Source organism: Aquitalea aquatica, from assembly GCF_013911085.1.
In the GTDB taxonomy this organism is placed as follows: Bacteria; Pseudomonadota; Gammaproteobacteria; order Burkholderiales; family Chromobacteriaceae; genus Aquitalea; species Aquitalea aquatica.
Map to the genome: position 1 here is coordinate 196,354 of NZ_JACERN010000039.1, position 20,830 is coordinate 217,183.

Annotated in this window: 14 protein-coding genes; 5 read left to right on the forward strand and 9 right to left on the reverse strand. The window is 57.7% G+C overall.

Annotated elements, in window-relative coordinates; all coding sequences use genetic code 11:
- Position 1: 1 nt before the first annotated feature.
- Positions 2 to 1,627: a methyl-accepting chemotaxis protein gene (locus H2Z84_RS15755; RefSeq protein WP_181836821.1), complete on the reverse strand. Its 1,626-nt coding sequence runs from the start codon at positions 1,625 to 1,627 to the stop codon at positions 2 to 4.
- 440 nt (positions 1,628 to 2,067) lie between these two features.
- Complete coding sequence (locus tag H2Z84_RS15760) at positions 2,068 to 3,393, reverse strand: DUF3422 family protein (protein WP_181836822.1); 1,326 nt, start codon at positions 3,391 to 3,393, stop codon at positions 2,068 to 2,070.
- A 454-nt stretch (positions 3,394 to 3,847) separates the two neighbouring features.
- On the opposite strand from H2Z84_RS15760, the gene H2Z84_RS15765 reads away from it, so the two are divergent.
- The 4 genes from H2Z84_RS15765 to H2Z84_RS15780 are packed head-to-tail and all read left to right on the forward strand — an operon-like array spanning position 3,848 to position 7,707.
- Complete coding sequence (locus tag H2Z84_RS15765) at positions 3,848 to 4,840, forward strand: sulfate ABC transporter substrate-binding protein (protein WP_181836823.1); 993 nt, start codon at positions 3,848 to 3,850, stop codon at positions 4,838 to 4,840.
- Between the two features lie 20 nt (positions 4,841 to 4,860).
- A complete protein-coding gene (gene cysT / locus H2Z84_RS15770; RefSeq protein ID WP_181836974.1) occupies positions 4,861 to 5,694 on the forward strand; it encodes a sulfate ABC transporter permease subunit CysT in 834 nt (277 codons plus the stop codon).
- A gap of 12 nt (positions 5,695 to 5,706) precedes the next feature.
- Positions 5,707 to 6,579: a sulfate ABC transporter permease subunit CysW gene (gene cysW / locus H2Z84_RS15775; protein WP_181836824.1), complete on the forward strand. Its 873-nt coding sequence runs from the start codon at positions 5,707 to 5,709 to the stop codon at positions 6,577 to 6,579.
- 45 nt (positions 6,580 to 6,624) lie between these two features.
- A complete protein-coding gene (locus H2Z84_RS15780; RefSeq protein ID WP_103523015.1) occupies positions 6,625 to 7,707 on the forward strand; it encodes a sulfate/molybdate ABC transporter ATP-binding protein in 1,083 nt (360 codons plus the stop codon).
- A 98-nt stretch (positions 7,708 to 7,805) separates the two neighbouring features.
- On the opposite strand, the gene H2Z84_RS15785 is transcribed toward H2Z84_RS15780, so the two are convergent.
- From H2Z84_RS15785 to H2Z84_RS15815, 7 genes are all read right to left on the reverse strand, one after another.
- Entirely contained in the window at positions 7,806 to 9,416 is a 1,611-nt protein-coding gene (locus tag H2Z84_RS15785) for an inorganic phosphate transporter (RefSeq protein WP_181836825.1), read from the reverse strand.
- A gap of 158 nt (positions 9,417 to 9,574) precedes the next feature.
- On the reverse strand, positions 9,575 to 10,036 hold the full coding sequence (locus H2Z84_RS15790; RefSeq protein WP_258869430.1) for a DUF721 domain-containing protein: 462 nt from the start codon (positions 10,034 to 10,036) through the stop codon (positions 9,575 to 9,577).
- Between the two features lie 186 nt (positions 10,037 to 10,222).
- Positions 10,223 to 11,314 (reverse strand): fimbrial protein, encoded by a 1,092-nt coding sequence (locus H2Z84_RS15795; protein ID WP_181836827.1) that lies wholly within the window; start codon positions 11,312 to 11,314, stop codon positions 10,223 to 10,225.
- A 324-nt stretch (positions 11,315 to 11,638) separates the two neighbouring features.
- A complete protein-coding gene (locus H2Z84_RS15800; RefSeq protein WP_181836828.1) occupies positions 11,639 to 12,712 on the reverse strand; it encodes a fimbrial protein in 1,074 nt (357 codons plus the stop codon).
- 382 nt (positions 12,713 to 13,094) lie between these two features.
- Positions 13,095 to 14,144, reverse strand: coding sequence for a fimbrial protein (locus H2Z84_RS15805; RefSeq protein ID WP_181836829.1), 1,050 nt, complete (start codon positions 14,142 to 14,144; stop codon positions 13,095 to 13,097).
- Positions 14,145 to 14,496: 352 nt separating this feature from the next.
- Positions 14,497 to 15,813 carry an ABC transporter ATP-binding protein gene (locus H2Z84_RS15810; protein WP_181836830.1) on the reverse strand — a complete coding sequence of 439 codons (1,317 nt, stop codon included), beginning with the start codon at positions 15,811 to 15,813 and terminating at the stop codon, positions 14,497 to 14,499.
- 13 nt (positions 15,814 to 15,826) lie between these two features.
- A complete protein-coding gene (locus H2Z84_RS15815; RefSeq protein ID WP_181836831.1) occupies positions 15,827 to 17,566 on the reverse strand; it encodes an ABC transporter permease in 1,740 nt (579 codons plus the stop codon).
- A gap of 473 nt (positions 17,567 to 18,039) precedes the next feature.
- On the opposite strand from H2Z84_RS15815, the gene secA reads away from it, so the two are divergent.
- Positions 18,040 to 20,757, forward strand: a complete 2,718-nt coding sequence (secA, locus tag H2Z84_RS15820) for a preprotein translocase subunit SecA (protein WP_181836832.1) — start codon at positions 18,040 to 18,042, stop codon at positions 20,755 to 20,757.
- Positions 20,758 to 20,830: the final 73 nt, after the last annotated feature.

A 20,830-nucleotide genomic window follows, 5' to 3' on the forward strand; every position in this document is an offset into this window, starting at 1 on the left:
CTTAGCTGCGGAATACGCCAACGGCGGCATTGAGTGCCTTGGCATGGCTGTTCAACTGGTCGGAGGCGGCGGCCGAGGCTTCCACCGTGGCCTGGTTGGACTCGGTCATGCTGGCAATGATCTCGATGCGCTGCGCCATGTCACCCATGGCACTTTGCTGTTCGTGCAGCGCCAGGCTGATGCCCTGGATGTGCTCGACGATCTGGTCGGTATTCTGGCGGATGCCACTGATGGCTTCGCGCGCGGTGTGAGTCTGTTCCACGCCGTGATTGGACGCATCCACACTGCTTTGCATGACGCTGACCACCCCGGTCATGCCCTGGCGGATGGTTTCGATCTGCCCGGAAATCTCCACCGTGGCCACGCCCGTGCGTTCTGCCAGCTTGCGTACTTCATCGGCTACCACGGCAAAGCCACGACCCATTTCCCCGGCGCGCGCAGCCTCAATGGCGGCATTCAGCGCCAGCAGATTGGTCTGGTCGGCAATGTCGTGAATGGTGCGGGTGATGGAGGCAATGGCATCGGTCTGCTTGTTCAGGTCGTCGATGGCGCTGGCGGCACTGCCGATGCGTTCGGCGATATGGCTGATGTCGTTGGCAGTAGCGTGAATCAGCTGTTCGCAATCGCTCACCATCTGTCCGGCACTTTGTGCCTCGCCGCCAACATCGTGGCTCTGGCTGCCCAGTTGCTGGATGCTTTGCAGCACTTCTTCCACCGACACGCTCATGGAGCGGGTCGATTCGCTCTGTACCGCGCTGGATTTCTGCAACTGGTGCGCGGCATCACTCATGCTGCCGGCACTGCTGTCCAGTTCGCCGGACAGATTGCGGATATTGCTGGTGATATTGCGCAGCTGGCCTTGCATGTCGGCCAGGCTGTGCAGCAGGCTGCCTTCGCTGTCTGCCGGCAGTACGATGCGCTGCCCCAGATCGCCGCTGGCGATGCGGTTGGCCACTTCCATGGCCAGTGCCGGTTCGCCACCCAGTACGCCGAATACCCGGCGATACAGCAAGACCCCACCCAGGCTGACCACGATGACCAGCAGTGCCGCCAGCCCCAGCGTCATATTGCGCAACTGGGCCGTGGTGTGGTTCATCGCGGCATAGGCAGTGCTGTCCTGCTGGTGGATCAGCGTATTCAGCGCCTCGACCTGCTTGGTCAGCTCTTCGGCGCGGTCGTCAAAACCGCCACCTTTTTCCTTCATCAGTACATTGCCCGCTTCGCGGCCACCCTCGACATAGGCTTTGGCCATGCGCTTGCCCACGCTGTAGAACTGGTCCACGGCTTGCTGCATGGCGTTCACCTTGTCAGCCAGCTGCGGATCAAGCCGGCTGATGGTGGGCAGGTTCTTTTGCAACGCCTGGTAATGTTCCTCGGCATCCTTGTAGCCGTCGGCATCGCCGGTGGCGCTGACATCAGTGAGGAACTGCTGGATCTGCACCACGTGGTAGCGCACATCGGTCATGTTCTGCACCAGGGCGTTGGTGACGTCCTGTTCGTAATGGGCGGTTTCGTCGATGCGTTCCAGGCTGAACAGGGTGACCAGACCCAGGGTGAGCAGCAGTGCCACGACAATGGCAATGAAGCCGACCAGGATGGGTTTTAGTTTTTGGGTTTTGCGCGACATGAGAGTGACTTGCTATGGGTAGGGTGGCCGGCCGTGATTGCGCCGTATTTGCTTATGCAGATTGTTCAGGCTGTTGCAGTCCGGGTGTCCATGCGGCGGCTGCGGCAATGGCAACCCCGCTACGGGAAGGGTTGATTTTGGCGGAAACCAAATTGTCTGACAATAAGAATTATTTTTGTTTTGATGATCTCCATCAAATACGAGCTTTATTTTCACTAATGGCTTGAAAAACAAGTACTCAGCATGCTGGACCTACCCGTTTTCATGTCTGAATACCTGGCTGGGATCGCCGCAAGACGCGTTAAGGGCCGCTGCTGCGCGCATCACTCTGGCGGTGCCGAAGGGCGGCTAACCATACCTGGTAAAGCATCCGGACCAGGGGGTGCCGCCGCCAACAGGACAAGTCGTTCGGCAAGGCGGCGCCAGCTGGGGAGCGGAGGTTAGCGCAACAGGTCCGCATCGTGATGGGCATCCTGCCCCTTGTTCAGCGATGCCTTTAGCCGGCGCATGCTGAACCACACGGTCAGCGCCACCAGCGGAATGGCCAGCCCGGTTAGCAGTTCCACATTCAGATGCAGGCCGGCCGCTTCCACTGCCGCCAGCAGGTGGTGCAACAGGCTCACCATATAGTAGGTGAGCACACCAACCGACAAGCCTTCCACGGTTTCCTGCAGGCGCAGTTGCAAGGCTGCCCGGCGGTCCATGCTGGCCAGCAAGGCGCGGTTCTGTTCTTCATGCAGTACTTCTACCCGGGTGCGCAGCAGTGCGGTGGTGCGCTGCAGGCGGGCGGTGATGCGGTCCTGGCGGCGCGCCACGGTTTCGCAGGTGTTCATGGCTGGGGACAGCCGCCGTTCCATGAACTCGCGGAAGGGCTGCATGCCGGAGATGCGCTGTTCGCGTAATTCGCCGATGCGTGCTTCCACCAGCCGGTAATAGGCGTGGGCTGCGGAGAAACGGTACTGGCTTTCTGCGATCAGTTGTTCCACCCGCGTGGCCAGTCTGGTCAGCTCGGACAGCAGTTGTGCATCCGAGCCATTGCCCTCGGCTGCCGCCATGCGTTCGGTAATGGCGCGCAGCTCGATGCCCAGATTGTCCAGGTCGCGCATCTGCTTCTTGGCAATGGGCAGCGCCAGCAGGGTGAGCATGCGGTAGGTTTCCAGTTCGAACAGGCGCTGCAGCATGCGGCCAGACTGGCTGGCGCCCATGGCGCGGTCCACCACCACATAGCGCGAGAAGCCTTCCGCCAGCCGGGCATCGGGATGCAGGCGCAAGTCGGTATACGCCGCACCATTGCCATCGCCGATTTCCGCACCGATCAGCTCGCGGCCGCCAAACCAGCGGCTCGACATCTCGGCCAGCTCGGTTTCGCGTTCGGAAGGCAGCAGTACGGCGTGCAGTGCCACCAGCACCACGCCGGGCAGATCGCGCAGCCAGGCGGCGGGGATGCGGTCGAGCGCTGTGCGGTCGAATGGGTCGGCGCAATCGCCGCCGACAATAAAGGTGTAGCGGGCAAATTCGGTATGCAGCGACCAGCGCACGGTCAGATCGCCAGCACTGGCCGAGTAATACGCCTGATCGGTCAGGGGGGCGGGCAGGCCGATGCGCTCGGCCAGGTCGGCCAGGGCGGCACGCTGCGGGGCATCGTCGAAATCGTAATACAGGCTGAGCGAGGTCAGCCGTGCCGGGGAGGGAATGGCGGCATAGGGCCGCGCATGGGCTTCCTCGTTCAGTTCACGGCGCAGGCGGTGCGGAGTGAGAGTCGTCATCGGTGGGTCCTGAAAGGTAAACGGTTTCAGTGCTGGGGAGTGCAGGCCGCTCACCAGGACTCAAACCGCTCGAGCGCAACAGCATACCCGATACGCCCTTGGCCACACCATGCAATTACCGCGCCAGCCAGACCATTGCCTGCTGAACACCATTCAGCTGTGGCTAGCGGCATACCGTGCTGTCAGCAAGGGGTAACGCTGAGCGAGCGCAGTGGAAAGCCGCTTGTCAGATTCTCTGACCAAACTCCCGCTCCGGCCTTGCGCCTCTTTGCCGCACACTTGGTGCTGTCTGCTTTGGCGCGCCTTGGCTGGGGGCCTCTGGGGGGGTTAGTTAGCATCCTTGGCATGGGAGGGTGAATAGTATTTTTTGATATAAATGTATCTCACAATATTATTAATGGGAATAAAGAGGCTGGGTTAGCATGATGTCAGTTCAATCTTCCCGGAGTCCATCATGAAATTGCGCGCTTTGTTCGGCCTGGTGGCCGCAGTGCTATCTGCCCATGTACTGGCAGATGCTACTTTGCTGAATGTTTCTTACGATGTGATGCGCGATTTCTACAAGGACTACAACCCGGCCTTCCTGAAAGCCTACAAGGCCAAGACCGGTGAAACCGTGACTATCCAGCAGTCGCACGGCGGCTCCAGCAAGCAGGCCTTGTCGGTAGCTAATGGCCTGGCGGCCGACGTGATCACCATGAATCAGGCGTCGGATATCGACCTGCTGGCCACCCGTGGCCTGATTCCGGCCAACTGGGCCAGCCGTCTGCCCAATGCCTCGGTGCCGTTTACTTCGACCACGGTGTTCCTGGTGCGCAAGGGCAATCCGCACAAGGTGCGCGACTGGAACGACCTGGCCAAGCCGGGCCTGCAGGTGATCATTCCCAATCCGAAAACCTCGGGCAATGGCCGTTACACCTATCTGGCGGCCTGGGGTTCCGGCCTGAAGCAGCCGGGCGGCAGCGAAGCCAAGGCGCGTACGCTGGTGGCCGGCATCTTCAAGAATGTACCGGTGCTGGATGGTGGTGGCCGCGCCGCTACCACCACTTTCATGCAGCGCCAGATCGGCGATGTGCTGGTGACCTTTGAAAACGAGGCCGAGCTGATCGCCCGCGAGTTTGGCCGTGGCAGCTTTGAAATCGTCTATCCGCCGCTATCGGTGCTGGCGGAAAACCCGGTGGCCATCGTCGACAAGGTGGTGGACAAGAAAGGCAGCCGCAAGCAGGCGGAAGACTACCTGCGCTTCTTGTGGAGTAGTGAAGGCCAGACCATTGCCGCACAAAACTACCTGCGCCCGCAGGACAAGGCGGTGGCACAGAAATTCGATGCCCAGTTTCCTTATGTGAAGACCTTCACCGTGCAAAGCGTGTTCGGCTCGTGGGCGGCGGTGAACAAGAAGCACTTCGCCGATGGCGGCGTGTTCGATCAGATCTATAGCAAGCGTTAAGCGGAGCCAGCGTGAGCACTATCCTCAATCTGCGCCATAGCGTGCTGCCCGGTTTCCGGCTCAGCTTTGGCATTACCCTGTTCTGGCTGGCGCTGATCGTGCTGCTGCCCTTTGCTGCCCTGGTGTATTCCACCGTCGGCATGGGTTGGGACGGTTTCCTGGCGGCGGTGGGCAGCGAACGGGTCATGGCCTCCATTCGCCTGTCCTTTGCCACCGCCGGCCTGTCGGCCCTGATTAATCTGGTGTTCGGCTTTCTGGTGGCCTGGGTGCTGGTGCGCTATCCCTTCCCGGGCAAACGGCTGGTGGATGCGCTGGTGGACCTGCCCTTTGCCCTGCCCACGGCGGTGGCCGGTATCGCGCTGACCACGCTGTATGCACCGAATGGCTGGATCGGCCAGTTTCTGGCCCCGCTGGGCATCAAAGTAGCGTTTACCCCGCTGGGCATTATCGTGGCGCTCACCTTTATCGGCCTGCCCTTCGTGGTACGTACGGTGCAGCCAGTACTGGAAGACCTGGAAAAAGAGCTGGAAGAAGCCGCCACCTGCCTGGGCGCCAGCCGCTGGGACATTTTCCGCCGGGTGATCTTTCCGGCCACGCTGCCCTCGCTGATTACCGGCGGCACCATGGCCTTTGCCCGCGCTACTGGTGAATACGGCTCGGTCATCTTCATTGCCGGCAATATTCCGCTGGTGTCGGAAATCGCCCCGCTGATCATCGTCTCCAAGCTGGATCAGTTCGACCAGCAGGGTGCCACTGCGGTGGCACTGGTGATGCTGGGCATTTCCTTTGTCTTCCTGTTGTTGATCAACCTGATCCAGTGGTGGGCTGCGCGCCGCCACGGGGCCGGGCGCTAAGCGGAGTGCTGCATGGCTAATCTGACTACCGAAAGCCGCCCGGTGCGTTATGTGCTGACTGCCGTGGCGCTGGTGTTTTTGTTCCTGTTTCTGTTGTTGCCACTGATAGGCGTGTTCTGGGAGGCGCTGCACAAGGGCTGGCAGCTGTACCTGACCGCGCTGGTGGAGCCGGAGGCCTGGTCGGCCATCAAGCTGACGCTGATTTCCGCCGCCATCGCCGTGCCGCTCAATCTGGTGTTTGGTGTGTCCGCCGCCTGGGCGATTGCGCGCTTTGATTTTCGTGGCAAAAGCTTGCTCACCACCTTGATCGACCTGCCGTTCGCGGTGTCGCCAGTGGTGGCCGGGCTGATGTTCATTCTGCTGTTCGGGGCCAATACCGCTGCTGGCGGCTGGCTGCAAGACCACGGCCTGCAGGTGATCTTTGCCGTGCCGGGCATCGTGCTGGCCACGGTATTTGTCACCTTCCCCTTTGTCGCCCGTGAGCTGATTCCGCTGATGCAGTCGCAAGGCGCGGATGAGGAACAGGCGGCCATTGTGCTGGGGGCCAGCGGCTGGCAGACCTTCCGCAAGGTGACGCTGCCCAATATCAAGTGGGGGCTGTTGTACGGGGTGATCCTGACCAATGCCCGTGCCATGGGCGAGTTTGGCGCAGTCAGCGTGGTATCCGGCCATATCCGTGGTGAAACCAACACCATCCCGCTGCATGTGGAGATTTTGTACAACGAGTACAACTTTGTCGGCGCTTTTGCCTGCGCCTCGCTGCTGGCCTTGCTGGCCTTGGTGACCCTGCTGGTCAAATCGCTGGTGGAGTGGCATCTGCATCGTCAGCAACACGCCTCTACCCTGCGTACCGCCGAAGCCCGTCTGCAAGCCGCGCAACCGTAAACGATCTGGTGGACCGCTGCCGCTGGCGGCGGTCGGAGAACAAGCATGAGCATTGAAATCCGCAATATCCGCAAGCAGTTTGGCCAATTCACCGCGCTGGACAATGTCAGCCTCGATATCGCTGCCGGCGAGTTGCTGGCCTTGTTGGGGCCGTCAGGCTGTGGCAAGACCACCTTGCTGCGCATCATTGCCGGCCTGGAAAAACCGGATGCCGGCCAGGTGCTGTTCGGCGGTGCCGACGCCACCCACACCCATGTGGCCGAGCGCCAGGTGGGCTTCGTGTTCCAGCACTACGCGTTGTTCCGCCACATGACGGTATTCGACAACGTGGCCTTCGGCCTGTCGGTGAAGCCGCGCCGTGAACGCCCCTCGGCCGAAGAGATTCGCGAACGGGTAATGAAGCTGCTGAAAATGGTACAGCTGGACTGGCTGGCCGATGCCTATCCCGGCCAGTTGTCCGGCGGCCAGCGCCAGCGTATCGCCCTGGCCCGTTCGCTGGCGGTGGAGCCCAAGGTGCTGCTGCTGGACGAACCCTTTGGCGCGCTGGATGCCAAGGTGCGCAAAGACCTGCGCCGCTGGCTGCGCGAGCTGCACAACGATATGCACATCACCAGCGTGTTCGTCACCCACGATCAGGAAGAGGCGCTGGAAGTGTCCGACCGCGTGGTGGTGATGGATCACGGCCATATCGAGCAGGTGGGCCGCCCGGATGATATTTACGAACATCCGGCCACGCCCTTTGTCACCCAGTTCCTCGGCGATGTGAACCTGTTCCACGGCCGGGTGGATGCCGGCCAGCTCACCATCGGCAGTTATGAACAGGCGCTGGGGCAGCATCAGGACGCAGACGGCGACGCTGCCGTGGCCTATGTACGCCCGCACGATCTGGACCTCACCCTGCAAGCCGATGGCGCGCTGGCGCAAGGCCGGGTCGAGCATATCCATGCGGTGGGCCCGGTGGTGCGGGTGGAGCTGCAACAGGCCGATGGCCAGACCATCGAGGCGGCGGTCAGCAAGGAGCGCTTCCGTGCGCTGGGCATCGTGCCGGGCGATACCGTCTACGTCACTCCGCGCAAGCTGGCGGTGTTCCTGAAAGATGCCGCCGGGCAGCAGGATTATGTGATCTGAGCCTGCTTTGCCGGCAAACAGAAAAGCCGCCCTGGGGCGGCTTTTTTCATCAGAGCCTGTGAACACGATGCGTGTGTGGTACAGGCTCTGCTCGGAAGTCAGACAAACAGCTTGCTGAACAACCAGTACAGGCTGGCCGACAGCGCAATGGCTACCGGCAGGGTCAACACCCAGGCCATCAGCAGATTGCGGATGGTATCGATTTGCAGGCCGGAGCGATTGGCCGCCATGGTGCCGGCCACGCCGGACGACAGCACATGGGTGGTGGAAACCGGCAGGCCGAAGGCATCGGCCGCCCCAATGGTGGTCATCGCCACCAGCTCGGCTGAGGCACCCTGGGCATAGGTCAGATGGGTTTTGCCTATCTTCTCGCCCACGGTCACCACGATACGGCGCCAGCCCACCATGGTGCCCAGCCCCAGTGCGATGGCGACAGTCACTTTCACCCAGGTCGGGATGAATTTGGTGGAAGCATCCAGCTCGCCCTTGAAGGTTTTCAGATTGGCCAGCGTAGCCTGATTCAAGTGCGCCTCCTTGCTCTGCTGTAACAGGCGGATGGATTCGGAAGCCAGATACATGTCATTGCGCACATTGCCGACCGACTCCTCCGGCACGGCTGCCAGGCTGCCATGCGTTTCGATCTGCCTGCCAATCTGGCCGGTTACGGCTGCCAGCGCTGGTACCACATCGGGCTGCCAGTGCTGGCTGCGGATGTAGCGGGTCAGTATGGCGCGCGGCTGTTGTGGCATCGGTGCCGGCACCGCTACTTGCAGCGACTGCTGGGTAGCCTGTGCCACCAGTACGAACTTGCCCATTTCGCTGGCCGGCAAGGCGCGGTTCAGACCATAGGACAGCGGTACTGTGCCCACCAGGATCAGCATGATCAGGCCCATGCCTTTCTGGCCATCGTTGGAACCGTGGGCAAACGACACCCCGGAGCAGGTGAGAACCAGCAGGCTGCGAATCCACCACGGCGGTGCTTCTTTGTTCTTGGGGGCTTCAAACAGCTGTGGCTGCTTGACCAGACGCTTGAGCAGTACCAGTAGCAGGGCAGCACAGAAAAAGCCCACCAGCGGCGACAGCAGCAGCGAATAACCCACCTTGCTCACCTGGGTCCAGTCCACACCGCTGGTACCGTCGCGGCCATGCATCAGCGCATTGGCAATGCCCACGCCGATGATGGAGCCGATCAGCGTATGCGATGAGGAGGCAGGCAGGCCTAGCCACCAGGTGCCCAGATTCCACAGAATGGCGGCAATCAGCAGCGCAAACACCATGGCAAAGCCGGCGCTGGAGCCTACTTGCAGGATCAGCTCTACCGGCAGCAGCGAAATGATGCCAAAGGCTACCGCACCGCTGGAGGTGAGTACCCCGAGGAAATTGAACAGGCCAGACCACACCACGGCCACATGCGGGGGCAGCGAGTGAGTGTAAATCACCGTGGCCACGGCATTGGCCGTGTCATGGAAGCCATTGACGAACTCGAAACCCAGGGCAATCAGCAAGGCCAGAATCAGCAGCAGGATGGAAATCCAGCTGCCATGGCGGGCGATGGTGTCATTGACATCGTGAAACAGATTGAGTCCGGCAAACAGCAAGCCACCCGCCAGCAAGGCCACGAACAATAATACGGTGCTGCTGTTGGTGGGGCGGTGCATTGCCGTTGCGGCCGTGCTGCGACTGAGCGCCACCTCGGAAGACTGGTCCATGAAAGCTCCTTGAAAATATTCAAGAAGCATTAATACGTGAGCCAGATTGCAGGGCGGTGACAGTAAGCTGTTGTTGATTGATTTAAAACAAAATTTAATATGCGGTCGCCCTTAGTGGCGGCCAGCCTGGGCGGTGAGGTGTGTGGATCGCGTAGTGTTCAGCGCTGACGGTGGTGAGCGATCAGTCGTGCCAGCGCTGCGCTTACCAGCGGATTGCTCACCTGTTGCGCGCCTGCTTCGATCTCTTCCAGCGCTTGCTGACTGATGCCGATGCGCTTGGGTGGCGGGGGCGGCGGGTTCAGATGTATGTCCACCTTGATACGGATCTTGCTGGCGCTATAGCCACGCGATTCCAGTGGCAGCAGCAGGCTGTTGCCCATCATGCGTAGCCGGGCGGCCACGATGCCGTTATGAGCAAACACCACCAGCTCGCCATCACGAATACGCACGGCGCGACAGGCCTCAGCCAACTGCGGCGGCAACTGGCTGCGAAAAGCCTGATCCAGCGCCATCAGCGCATTGGCCTCGCGGGTCAGCTGCGACAGCGTGCTGTCCGTGCGGGCGATATCCTGAAACTGGCGTTCCGACATGGTGGCTCTGAACTGGGGGTAATCAGCCATTGTAGCCGATTAACTTCCTGCCCACCCAGGCGCATGGTGAAGGTCAGACCCATGCCGGCGTATATTCACCTGCCGCAGAGCCCGCTGCAGCTGTTGTCGGAACCAGCGAAATTAACGCCCATGCTTGCATGGAGTGGTCATTTGATCTTTGAAAGAGCCTGATTGCCACCAGTGCAAGTCGTATTTCTATTGATATGAAAAAGTAAAGGTGGCAGTGGTTGAGAGTGTACCTGCTGTAATCGCTCCCGTACGAATATAGGAAACAGAAAGCGGAAAACTCTGTTGTCCGGAAAAGGTGCGCAAGAAAAATTGATTGGTATTGCCACTGCTAGCAGAATCAGGACCGTAATTGACAGTATTGCTGTTGTAACTGAGTTGCATGCCAACGCCTTTTGAAGTGGATCCGCTATCTGGTGTTAAAATATTGCCGGTTTGGGTTGGACTGTTTTTGTCGGTAAAAGTAATGTACAAATTAGTGGAATACGAACAATTAATATTGATATTGAAGGTTGTGCTACCTGTTGTGCTATTCAGGTTTGGTAATTGATTGGCAGTAATAGAGGGAAGGTTGACAGGGTTGGGGCTAATGGAGTTAGTGCAACTATTATTGACAATATTGGATGGTGTGGTGATGAGCGGCCTTGTGGTATCAGTACCGCCTGTTGAAAGGTAGGATACAGAATAGATTTGATTACTTAAATCTAATGTGCCGCTGCCGACCTGATTGGCTATTTTATAAAACTGCAAATAAAAAGTGACATAGTAGCTCATTAAAACATTAGAGCCGCACGAAAAGAAATTATTTGGTTCGTAAGGTTGGTTCGGGTAGGAGCTGTCCGTCTCGCCAATCCAGGCTGGTGTTGTTATTGATGGACATGCGATATTGCCAGATCCGGATGATACATAACCGGTTAGGCCGAGCGCATAGCCAATTCCGGGTATGTTGGTGCTGAAAATACGCCGGCCATTGATAGTGCTTACATAACTGCCGCTAGTATAAATTCCGAAAATCATCATTTTCCCAATGCCGACGCCAGGGCATGTAAATTGCTTATTGTTGGCTGGGGTAGACATGACTAAGCCACCAATTGGGCTATTGATCGCTAGGGAATCAAAATTCTGATTAAAAGAGGGAAGTGTAATGCTGTTGCCTGTTCCGGGGGTGCAGGCAGCATGAGCATTGATCGTAAATAGTATCGTAGTGAGTAGTAAAGAGAGCAAAGAAAATAAATTGCAACGAGAAAAATCTGTAGAGTATGACATTTCGATCATTACCATTTTAAGTGCGATGATAATATAAAAAATTGATGTGCTTTTGCAGTAGGAACTTTCTTAAACATAGATGATAATGCAAGAAAGTCCATCATGGGGTATGAATTATGCCAAATATATAAAGGCCGACCTGTTTCCAGGTCGGCCTTTTTCGTAATGCGGCGTAGTTGCGTTACCCTTTGTTATCTGTCAGTTGCTTCATCTGTATGGATGGTTTTGGCGTGGTTCTTGCAAGCAAGTCTCCATTGTTCGCGTGGCAGGGTTGCTTACTGACTGGCATGCGTCGTAGTTATCTGACATTTTTTTCAATAAATGCAACGCTGTTATTGATTACTGATAGGAAAAAGTGAATGTGGCAGTTGTTGATAAAGTGCCGGGTGATACGGCTCCAGTGCGGATATAGGCCGCCGAAAATGGGAAATTCTGCTGCCCAGAGAAGGTCTTCAGAAAGAACTGATTGGTGTTGCCACTATTTTCGGAGTCCGGTCCGTAATGAATGATATGGCTATCGTAGCGTAGCTGTGTGCCGACGCCGCTGGCGGTTGAGTTATTGTCAGGTGTCAGGATATTGCCAATTTGGCCTAAATTGTTTTTGTCGGAAAAAGTGACATATAAGTTGGTGGCGTTTGAGCATGTGGTATTGATATTAAAAGTAGTGCTACCCGCCGTGCTGTTTATAAAGGGTAGCTGACCCGCATTAATGGTGGGTAAATTGACGGGGTTTGGCGAGACGGAGCTGGTGCAGCTGATATTGGTAACGTTGGATGGCGTGGTAATCAAAGGCAGCTTGCCATAGATAATGCCATTGCTGGGCGAGAAATATACTGTCGAATAGATTTGATTGCTCAGGTCCAGTGTGCCACTGCCAACGGAATGAGATATTTTATAAAACTGTAGATAGAAAGTGGCTGAATAACTGGATACCAGCGAAGAGCTACAGCTGAAAAAGTTATTTGGGCTGTAGGGTTCATTGTCATAGTGACCATCAGGCTCTCCTATCCAGCTGGGCGTAGGTGTCATGCACGAATGAGTGCCATAGCTATCTGATATAGTTCCGTCAACGCCAACAGCATAGCCAATGCCCGGGATATTAGTGTTATACACGCGGCGGCCATCGATGGTGGTGACGTAGCTGCCCGTGGTGTATATGCCGTAAACGTGTGCATTGCCGGGGCGTAGACCAGTGCAATTAAACTGCCTGACCTTGGCCGACATGACCTGACCACCAATGGGGCTGTTAATCGGCAGGGCATTCAGGTTTTGATTGAAGGAAGGTAGCGCAATACTGTTGGGTCCAACGACTGTACAGCTGGCGTGAGTATGTGCTGAAAGCAGCAGGGTAATGAGTAGCAGGGCAAGCAGTGTAAAAATTTTACGGTTGAAACTATGAATTGAACGTAGCATTTTAAAATTACCGTTACAAGTATTGATGGTGATTTCAAAATATATAAGCTTTTCATGTGATATTGCAGTAGGCGTTTTCTTAAAGATGGCTGCGATTCCGTAAGCATGTATCGTAATGCCGGCGTTCTGGGCCCAATAGATAAAGGCCGACCTGTTGCCAGGTCGGCCTTGTCATTGCTGCGCTATGTAGTCGCACTAGCGCTTTACTGTGCGCCTTCCCGATTTTCCGGGTCAGTCTTCTTGCCCAGCAGTACCAGTGAGTTAGGCTAGGTGCTGTGGCGGTAGTAAGCATCTGTCGACAGCGAATTGGCCATGGTGGCTATTGCTAGGGAAACTTGACCTTGTTGTTGAGTGATTCCTTGCTCAGTAGTGCCGCCAAGGCTTATTGATAGGACAGGGTAAAGGTTGCTGTAGAAGACAGTAGTCCTGCTGCCAAGGGGCCGGTGCGGGTATAACTTGCACTGAATAAAAAATTTTGTTGGCCGGAAAAACGGTCGAGGAAAAATTGGTTTAGATCACCTGGTGTCGGTGAATCGGGCCCAAAGCCGATTAAATTGCCATTGTGCCAGAGCTGAATACCCACTCCGCCAGCGGTTGAGCTAGCATCTGGCAACAAAATGGAGCCAGTTTGATCGACGGCATTTCTATCACCAAATGTAATATATAAGGAGGTGGTATAGGGGCAGTTAATGCTGATACGAAATGGAGTATCGCCGTAGCGGCTACCTATCGAAGGTAGTGCGGAGCTGGTGCTAATATCAGGTAGTTGGACTGGATTAGGACTGATGTTGACGGTGGAACAACTAGTGGCGGAAACGTTGAAATTATTAACTAGCAAGGGAATTTCCAGTGGTAAGTCGATGCCATCGTTGCGGACGATGCTGGCGATCATGCCGCTCAGGTTTACCGTGCCACTGCTCATTTCATTGGTGGTTTTGTAAAAGCGAAGCATCAATGCAGCAGCCCATGGATTGTTAATGCCACTACCGACGGAGACGCAGCTATAATATTTCTGCTTGTCTAAGCTGACGCCATTGTCGCGTGAATAGCCATCACTACCTGGGCAGAGTGTGGCTGACTGGCCAAGAGCATAGCCAATGCCTGGTAGATTGGTGGCGTAGATTCTCAGGCCATTAAATGAAGTCAGATATGGGCTGTTGGTTTTGAATCCAAGCATGGATTGCCTGGAAAAGGTGCAATTGAATTGTACTGGATTGTTACTGGCCAGTTCATTGAGCTGGAGCCGGCTGCCCACGCGGATATCGCGGCTGATGCTGACGTCTGGAAGGAAAATGATGCTACTCTGGCCCGGATTACATCCGCTGGCAGGATCAGTAGCTGCTAGTGCGGGCGGTGCTGCGCAGAGTGTGATCAGCCATAGCAAGTAGGGAGTCAGGCGGTTGGGGGAAATACCGGCTGCTAAGTGGGTCATGGTACAGGCTCCTATACAAGTATGAGCTGCAACAATATGCCTCTGCCTGCTGTGGTGTGTCTGGCTCATTTCTTGTTCCAGACATGAACACTCTTCTCTGAGGGCGCATGTTCATGTTGTGCCTGGCTGTCAAAACCCGCTAATAACACCCCGGCACCGGCATCACGCCTTCTTGTGGCCTGCGCCGGCACGTCTTGATCCAGGGTTATGCGAGGTTTTATAAGTGATGCTAAGCAATCTACCGATTGTGGCTATGGTAACTACTGTCAAGCGGTGAGGTGTGCCACGCAAAAGGCCGACCTGTTGCCAGGCCGGCCTTGTCATTGCTGCGCTGTGTAGTTGCACTAGCGCTTTACTGTGCGCCTTCTACATCTTCCATGCTGAAGGTTTCAGTGTGGTCGTTGTAGGAGAAGATTTCCGCGTAACGGCCCCAACTGATCACTGTATCCAGCGTTTCCTCGGCGGCGCTGTCGCTGAGTGAGTCTTCCAGTTCCTGCTCGAAACGCAGGCGCGGTGCACGCTGGCCGGGGCGCTCTTGCAGCACGCGGCGGATGCGTGCCGCCAGCGGGATGTGTCGTAGCAGGTGCTCGGCAAAAATCACCTTGCGTTCCTGCGTGCCATAGTCGGCAAACAGCTTGCCGGCAGCGGTCAGTTCGATATCACCGTCGCGCAGTTCGACAAAGCCCAGGTGTTCCAGCGTTTCCGTTACCGGGAACAGGTCGTCCACCTCCAGCAGCAGCTTGCTGCCGATTTCCGGCAGGTCGGCGCGGCCGTTGTACGGTGCGGCGGCCAGTGCTTCCATCAGGCCGGCCATCAGGTTGGTGGAGACTTCGGTCAGCGGGCTGCCGATTTCCAGTTGTACCTTGTGCAGGGTGTCGGCGCTGCGGCGCTGGGTCATCAGCGCATAGATGTCGTCCACCATCTTGCGGAAAACCGGGTCCAGCCGGTTGCGCGGATGGGCGAACGGAACCTTGATCTCGGCCACCACCCGGCCCGGATTGGACGACAGCACCATGATGCGGTCGCACATGAACACCGCTTCTTCGATGTTGTGGGTGACGATCAGGATGGACTTGATCGGCAGCTGCTTCTGGTTCCACAGGTCGAGCAGGTCGGTCCGCAGGGTTTCGGCGGTCAGCACGTCCAGCGCCGAGAACGGTTCGTCCATCAGTAGCAGGGTGGGGTTGACCACCAGGCCACGGGCGAAACCCACGCGCTGGCGCATGCCGCCGGACAGTTCGCGCGGATAGGCGTTTTCAAAGCCGTCCAGGCCGATCAGGTCGATGGCAGCCAGCGCGCGGCGGCGGCGCTCCTTGGGTTCCACACCCAGCGCTTCCAGTCCGGCTTCCACGTTTTGCAGCACGGTCAGCCAGGGGAAGAGGGCAAACGTCTGGAACACCATGGCCACGCCTTCGGCCGGGCCGTTCAGCGGTTGGCCGCAGTAGTTCACCTCGCCAGCGCTGGCCTGGATCAGGCCGGCAATGATACGCAGCAGGGTGGATTTGCCCGAGCCGGAGCGGCCCAGCAGGCCGACGATTTCACCTTCGTGCAGGGTGAGATTGACATCGTCCAGCACCTGGATGTCTTCTTCGCCGCCCTTGTGATAGCCCTTGTCGACATGCTTGAGGGAGAAGATTTCCTGTCTCAGGGTTACGGTTTCTTGTGGCATGAGTTTCCCCCTTTTAGTTGAGACGGAGTTTGTTTTCGGCAATGGCGTACAGCGGACGCCACAGCAAACGGTTGAACAGCACGACAAACAGCGACATCACGCAGATGCCCAGCAGAATCTTGGGAAAATCCCCGGCAGCAGTCATCTGGGCGATATAAGCACCCAGGCCATGTGCGGCCAGTTTGTCATCGCCCCACGACACCATTTCCGACACGATGCTGGCATTCCAGGCCCCGCCCGATGCGGTGATGGCACCCGTGATGTAGTAGGGGAAGATGCCCGGCAGCATGACCTGCTTCCACCATTGCCAGCCCTTGATGTGAAAGTTGGCGGCGGCTTCGCGGAAGTCATTGGGGAAGGCACTGGCACCGGCTACCACGTTGAACAGGATGTACCACTGCGTGCCCAGTACGATCAGCGGCGACAGCCAGATGTCCGGGTTCAGCTTGAAGTGAACGATGAACACCACGAATACCGGAAACAGCAGGTTGGCCGGGAAGGCTGCCAGAAATTGCGCCACCGGCTGGATCATCTCGGCCAGGCGCGGACGCAGGCCGATCAGCACACCCAGCGGTACCCAGACGATGGAGGCCAGCGCAATCAGCAGGGTGACGCGAATCAGGGTGATGAAGCCCAGGCCAATCACCTTGAAGGTTTCGCCCAGCCCCACTTCGCTGCTGATGAAGCTGTACAGCTTCCAGCTGACATAGCCGCACAGCAACACCATGACACCACCCCACACGATATCCAGCCCACGCGATACGCCAGAGTGTGGTGCGCTGTGGATGGCGCGTGGCAGGGTAATGTTCAGCCGCATGCGTGCCAGTTTTTTCAGCAGTTTGCCAAAGGGGCGCAGCAGTTGCTGGATGATACGGGTGCGCTGGATCAGGTTCAGCACCCAGGATTCCGGTGCAGCCTGCGACATGGTGTCTTCCAAGCGGAACTTGTCGGCCCAGGCCACCAGCGGACGGAACAGGAACTGGTCATAAATGATGATGACCACGGTCATGGTGAGAATGACCCAGCCCACCGCAGTCAGGTCCTTGTGGCTGATGGCCATGGCCAGATAGGAACCCACGCCGGGCAGGGTAACCGTCTTGTCGCCCACGGTAATCGCCTCAGAGGCCACCACGAAGAACCAGCCGCCGGACATCGACATCATCATGTTCCAGATCATGCCTGGCATGGAGAAGGGTACTTCCAGCTTCCAGAATTTCTGCCAGCCCGACAGGCGCAGGTTTTGCGACACTTCTTTCAAGTCATTGGGCACGGTGCGCAGCGACTGATAAAAGCTGAAAGTCATATTCCATGCCTGCGAGGTGAAAATCGCAAAAATGGCAGCGAATTCAGCCCCCAGCACCCGGCCGGGAAACAAGGCCAGGAAAAAGGTTACGGTAAACGAGATATAACCCAGCACCGGCACCGATTGCAGGATGTCCAGAATGGGCACCAGTAACTGGCCGGCACGGCGGCTCTTGGCCGCCAGCGTACCGTAAACCAGGGTGAACACGATGGAGGCGATCATGGCCGCCAGCATGCGCAGCGTGGTACGCAGTGCATACTCGGGCAGATTAGCTGCGTCCAGCGAAATGGGTTCGGTCTGTAGGGCACTGATGGGTGCCCAGGTGCCTTCGATGCCCGTGGTGGCAAACAGCAGAAAACCCAGGATCAGGGGGAAAGCGATCAGGTCCCAGCGGTTGGGAAGCAGCCGTTTGGCTGTGGCGGGAATAAATGGACGGATAACGGTAGTCATCAGGCCTCTCCGATTGGTGTGGTTAACCTGGCGGAACAGTGCAGGCCCTGTTCCGCTTCTTCATCAGATGAGCACCATCTTTTGTCAGGACACGGCTGGCCGTGGGCAAACATAAAACTGGCTCTGCAAACGCGCAGGAATAATAGCAAGGCGCACATAAAAATTTGATGAAAATTGACATTTTTTTGTATGGATTATGTAACGACACAATTCTGTCGAAAAATACCGTTCGCTGCGGTTTTTCTCAGCCTTTACATTGGCCTGGGTATTTTCAGAATCAGCCGTTGCCAGCATGGCTGCAGCCAGGGCCGGAGCGCGACCCGCAGCCTGCCATATCGCCGCGCCTGTCGCGACAAGTTTGACCAGGCAGGCTTGATTCAGCGCAAGCTCGCCCCCATAAACTTGTGCACGGGATGTGCTACACTTTCGCCTATTTTGTTTGTCGGCCCGTCTGGGCCTCTGGATTGGAATACATGATTTCCTCGCTACTCAAGAAAGTATTTGGCAGCCGCAATGACCGCCTGCTGAAGCAGTATCGTCAGGAAGTGGCGCGCATCAATGCCCTGGAAGAAGGCATGAAAGCGCTGTCCGACGAGGCTTTGGCGGGAAAGACCGCCGAGTTCAAAAAGCGCGTCGTGGACGGCGCCTCGCTGGACAGTATCCTGCCGGAGGCCTTTGCCGTCTGCCGCGAAGCTTCGCGCCGCGTGCTGGGCATGCGCCACTTCGACGTGCAGCTGATTGGCGGTATGGTGCTGCATAACGGCAAGATCGCCGAAATGCGTACCGGCGAAGGCAAGACCCTGGTCGGCACGCTGCCGGTCTACCTGAATGCGCTCACCGGCAACGGCGTGCATGTGATCACCGTCAACGACTACCTGGCCAGCCGCGACGCCGGCATCATGGGCCGGCTGTACAACTTCCTCGGCCTGACCGTGGGGGTGAACCTGTCGCAGATGGCGCATGACGACAAGCAGGCTGCCTACGGCTGCGACATCACCTACGGCACCAATAACGAATTCGGCTTCGACTACCTGCGCGACAACATGGTGTTCACCACCGGTGAGAAAGTGCAGCGCAAGCTGGCTTTTGCCGTGGTCGACGAAGTGGACTCCATCCTGATCGACGAAGCGCGTACCCCGCTGATCATCTCCGGCCCGGCCGAAGACAATATCGACATGTACCAGCGCATGAACGCGGTACCGCCGCTGCTCAAGCGCCAGGAAACCGAAGAAGGCGAAGGCGACTACTGGGTAGATGAAAAGGCCCACAGCGTACTGCTGTCCGAGGCCGGTCACGAGCATTGCGAAGACATCCTGGTCCAGCTGGGCATGCTGAAGGAAGGCGACAGCCTGTACTCGGCCACCAACATCACCCTGATGCACCACCTGATGGCCGCCCTGCGCGCCCATTCGCTCTTCCATCTGGATCAGCACTATGTGGTGCAGGATGACGAAGTAGTCATCGTGGACGAATTCACTGGCCGCCTGATGGCCGGTCGCCGCTGGTCGGAAGGTCTGCACCAGGCTGTTGAAGCCAAGGAAGGCGTGGAGATCAACCGCGAAAACCAGACCCTGGCCTCCATCACCTTCCAGAACTACTTCCGCCTGTACGGCAAGCTGTCCGGCATGACCGGCACGGCCGATACCGAGGCTTACGAATTCCAGAGCATCTACGGCCTGGAAACCGTGGTGATCCCGACCAACCGCCCGATGGTGCGTATCGACTCGCAGGACAAGGTGTATCGCTCTGCGCGTGAAAAATACGAAGCCATCCTGGCGGACATCAAGGATTGCCACGAGCGCGGACAGCCGGTACTGGTGGGTACCACCAGCATCGAAAACTCCGAGCTGATTGCCGATCTTCTGCAAAAAGCCAAGCTGCCGCATAACGTGCTGAACGCCAAGGAACACGCGCGTGAAGCTGATATCGTGGTACAGGCTGGCCGCCCCGGCGTGATTACCGTGGCCACCAATATGGCCGGTCGTGGTACTGACATCGTGCTGGGTGGTAATCCGGAACCGGAAATCAAGGCTGTCGAGAAGGATGACAGCCTGAGCGATGCCGACAAGCAAAGCCGTGTCGAGGCCATCCGTGCCGAGTGGAAGCTGCGTCACGACGCGGTACTGACCGCTGGTGGCTTGCACATCATCGGTACCGAACGCCATGAATCGCGCCGTATCGACAACCAGCTGCGTGGCCGTTCCGGCCGTCAGGGCGACCCGGGCTCCTCCCGCTTCTACCTGAGCCTGGAAGACCCGTTGCTGCGCATTTTTGCTTCCGACCGCGTGGCGGCCATCATGGACCGTCTGAAAATGCCGGACGGCGAGGCCATCGAACACCCGTGGGTTTCCCGTTCCATCGAAAATGCCCAGCGCAAGGTGGAAGGCCGCAACTTCGACATCCGCAAGCAATTGCTGGAATACGATGATGTCGCCAACGACCAGCGCAAGGTGATCTACCAGCAGCGCAATGACATCTTGCAAGACGAGGATGTCAGCGATGTGGTGGTCAATATGCGCGAAGGCGTGCTGTCTGATCTGGTCGATCTGCATCTGCCGCCGGAAACCATGGAAGAGCAGTGGGATCTGGTCGGTCTGGAAAAGACCCTGGAAGCCGAATTCCAGTTGGCTGCTCCGGTGGCCGAGTGGATCAAGGCCGAGTCCACCCTGGATATCCCGGACATCAAGCAGCGCATCATCACGCTGGCGGCCGAGGTGTATCAGGCCAAGGTCGAGCTGGCTGGCGAGCAAGTGATGCGCCAGTTCGAGCGCAGCCTGGTGCTGCAGATGCTGGATACCCACTGGCGCGAGCATCTGGCTGCCATGGATCACCTGCGTCAGGGCATTCATCTGCGCGGCTATGCGCAGAAGAACCCCAAGCAGGAATACAAGCGCGAAGCCTTCGAACTGTTCGCCGACATGCTGGAGCGCATCAAGCGCAGCGTGGTAAACGTGCTGATGACCGTGCAGATCCGTGGTCAGGAAGACGTGGACGCGGTCGAACCGCACCAGCTGGGCGAGTACGAAATGCAGCATGCCGAGCCGGGTTCCTCGCTGGGTAGCGACGATGGCGAAGACAATCCGCTGTCGCCAGAAGCGCTGTCCGAGCAAGGCCTGCGCGTGGGCCGCAACGACCCTTGTCCCTGCGGCAGCGGTAAAAAGTACAAGCAGTGCCACGGCCGTCTGGCCTGAGTCTGACCTCCGTCTGACCATGCCCTGACCGACCAAACGCCCTGCCTTGTTGCAGGGCGTTTTGTTTAGAACC

Coding starts and splice junctions, on each gene's coding strand:
- H2Z84_RS15805 (WP_181836829.1), bottom strand. CDS start 14,144: ATGACCCACTTAGCAGCCGGTATTTCCCCCAACCGCCTGACTCCCTAC.
- H2Z84_RS15760 (WP_181836822.1), bottom strand. CDS start 3,393: ATGACGACTCTCACTCCGCACCGCCTGCGCCGTGAACTGAACGAGGAA.
- H2Z84_RS15755 (WP_181836821.1), bottom strand. CDS start 1,627: ATGTCGCGCAAAACCCAAAAACTAAAACCCATCCTGGTCGGCTTCATT.
- H2Z84_RS15765 (WP_181836823.1), top strand. CDS start 3,848: ATGAAATTGCGCGCTTTGTTCGGCCTGGTGGCCGCAGTGCTATCTGCC.
- H2Z84_RS15810 (WP_181836830.1), bottom strand. CDS start 15,813: ATGCCACAAGAAACCGTAACCCTGAGACAGGAAATCTTCTCCCTCAAG.
- H2Z84_RS15800 (WP_181836828.1), bottom strand. CDS start 12,712: ATGCTACGTTCAATTCATAGTTTCAACCGTAAAATTTTTACACTGCTT.
- cysW (WP_181836824.1), top strand. CDS start 5,707: ATGGCTAATCTGACTACCGAAAGCCGCCCGGTGCGTTATGTGCTGACT.
- H2Z84_RS15785 (WP_181836825.1), bottom strand. CDS start 9,416: ATGGACCAGTCTTCCGAGGTGGCGCTCAGTCGCAGCACGGCCGCAACG.
- H2Z84_RS15795 (WP_181836827.1), bottom strand. CDS start 11,314: ATGGTAATGATCGAAATGTCATACTCTACAGATTTTTCTCGTTGCAAT.
- H2Z84_RS15815 (WP_181836831.1), bottom strand. CDS start 17,566: ATGACTACCGTTATCCGTCCATTTATTCCCGCCACAGCCAAACGGCTG.
- H2Z84_RS15780 (WP_103523015.1), top strand. CDS start 6,625: ATGAGCATTGAAATCCGCAATATCCGCAAGCAGTTTGGCCAATTCACC.
- H2Z84_RS15790 (WP_258869430.1), bottom strand. CDS start 10,036: ATGGCTGATTACCCCCAGTTCAGAGCCACCATGTCGGAACGCCAGTTT.
- secA (WP_181836832.1), top strand. CDS start 18,040: ATGATTTCCTCGCTACTCAAGAAAGTATTTGGCAGCCGCAATGACCGC.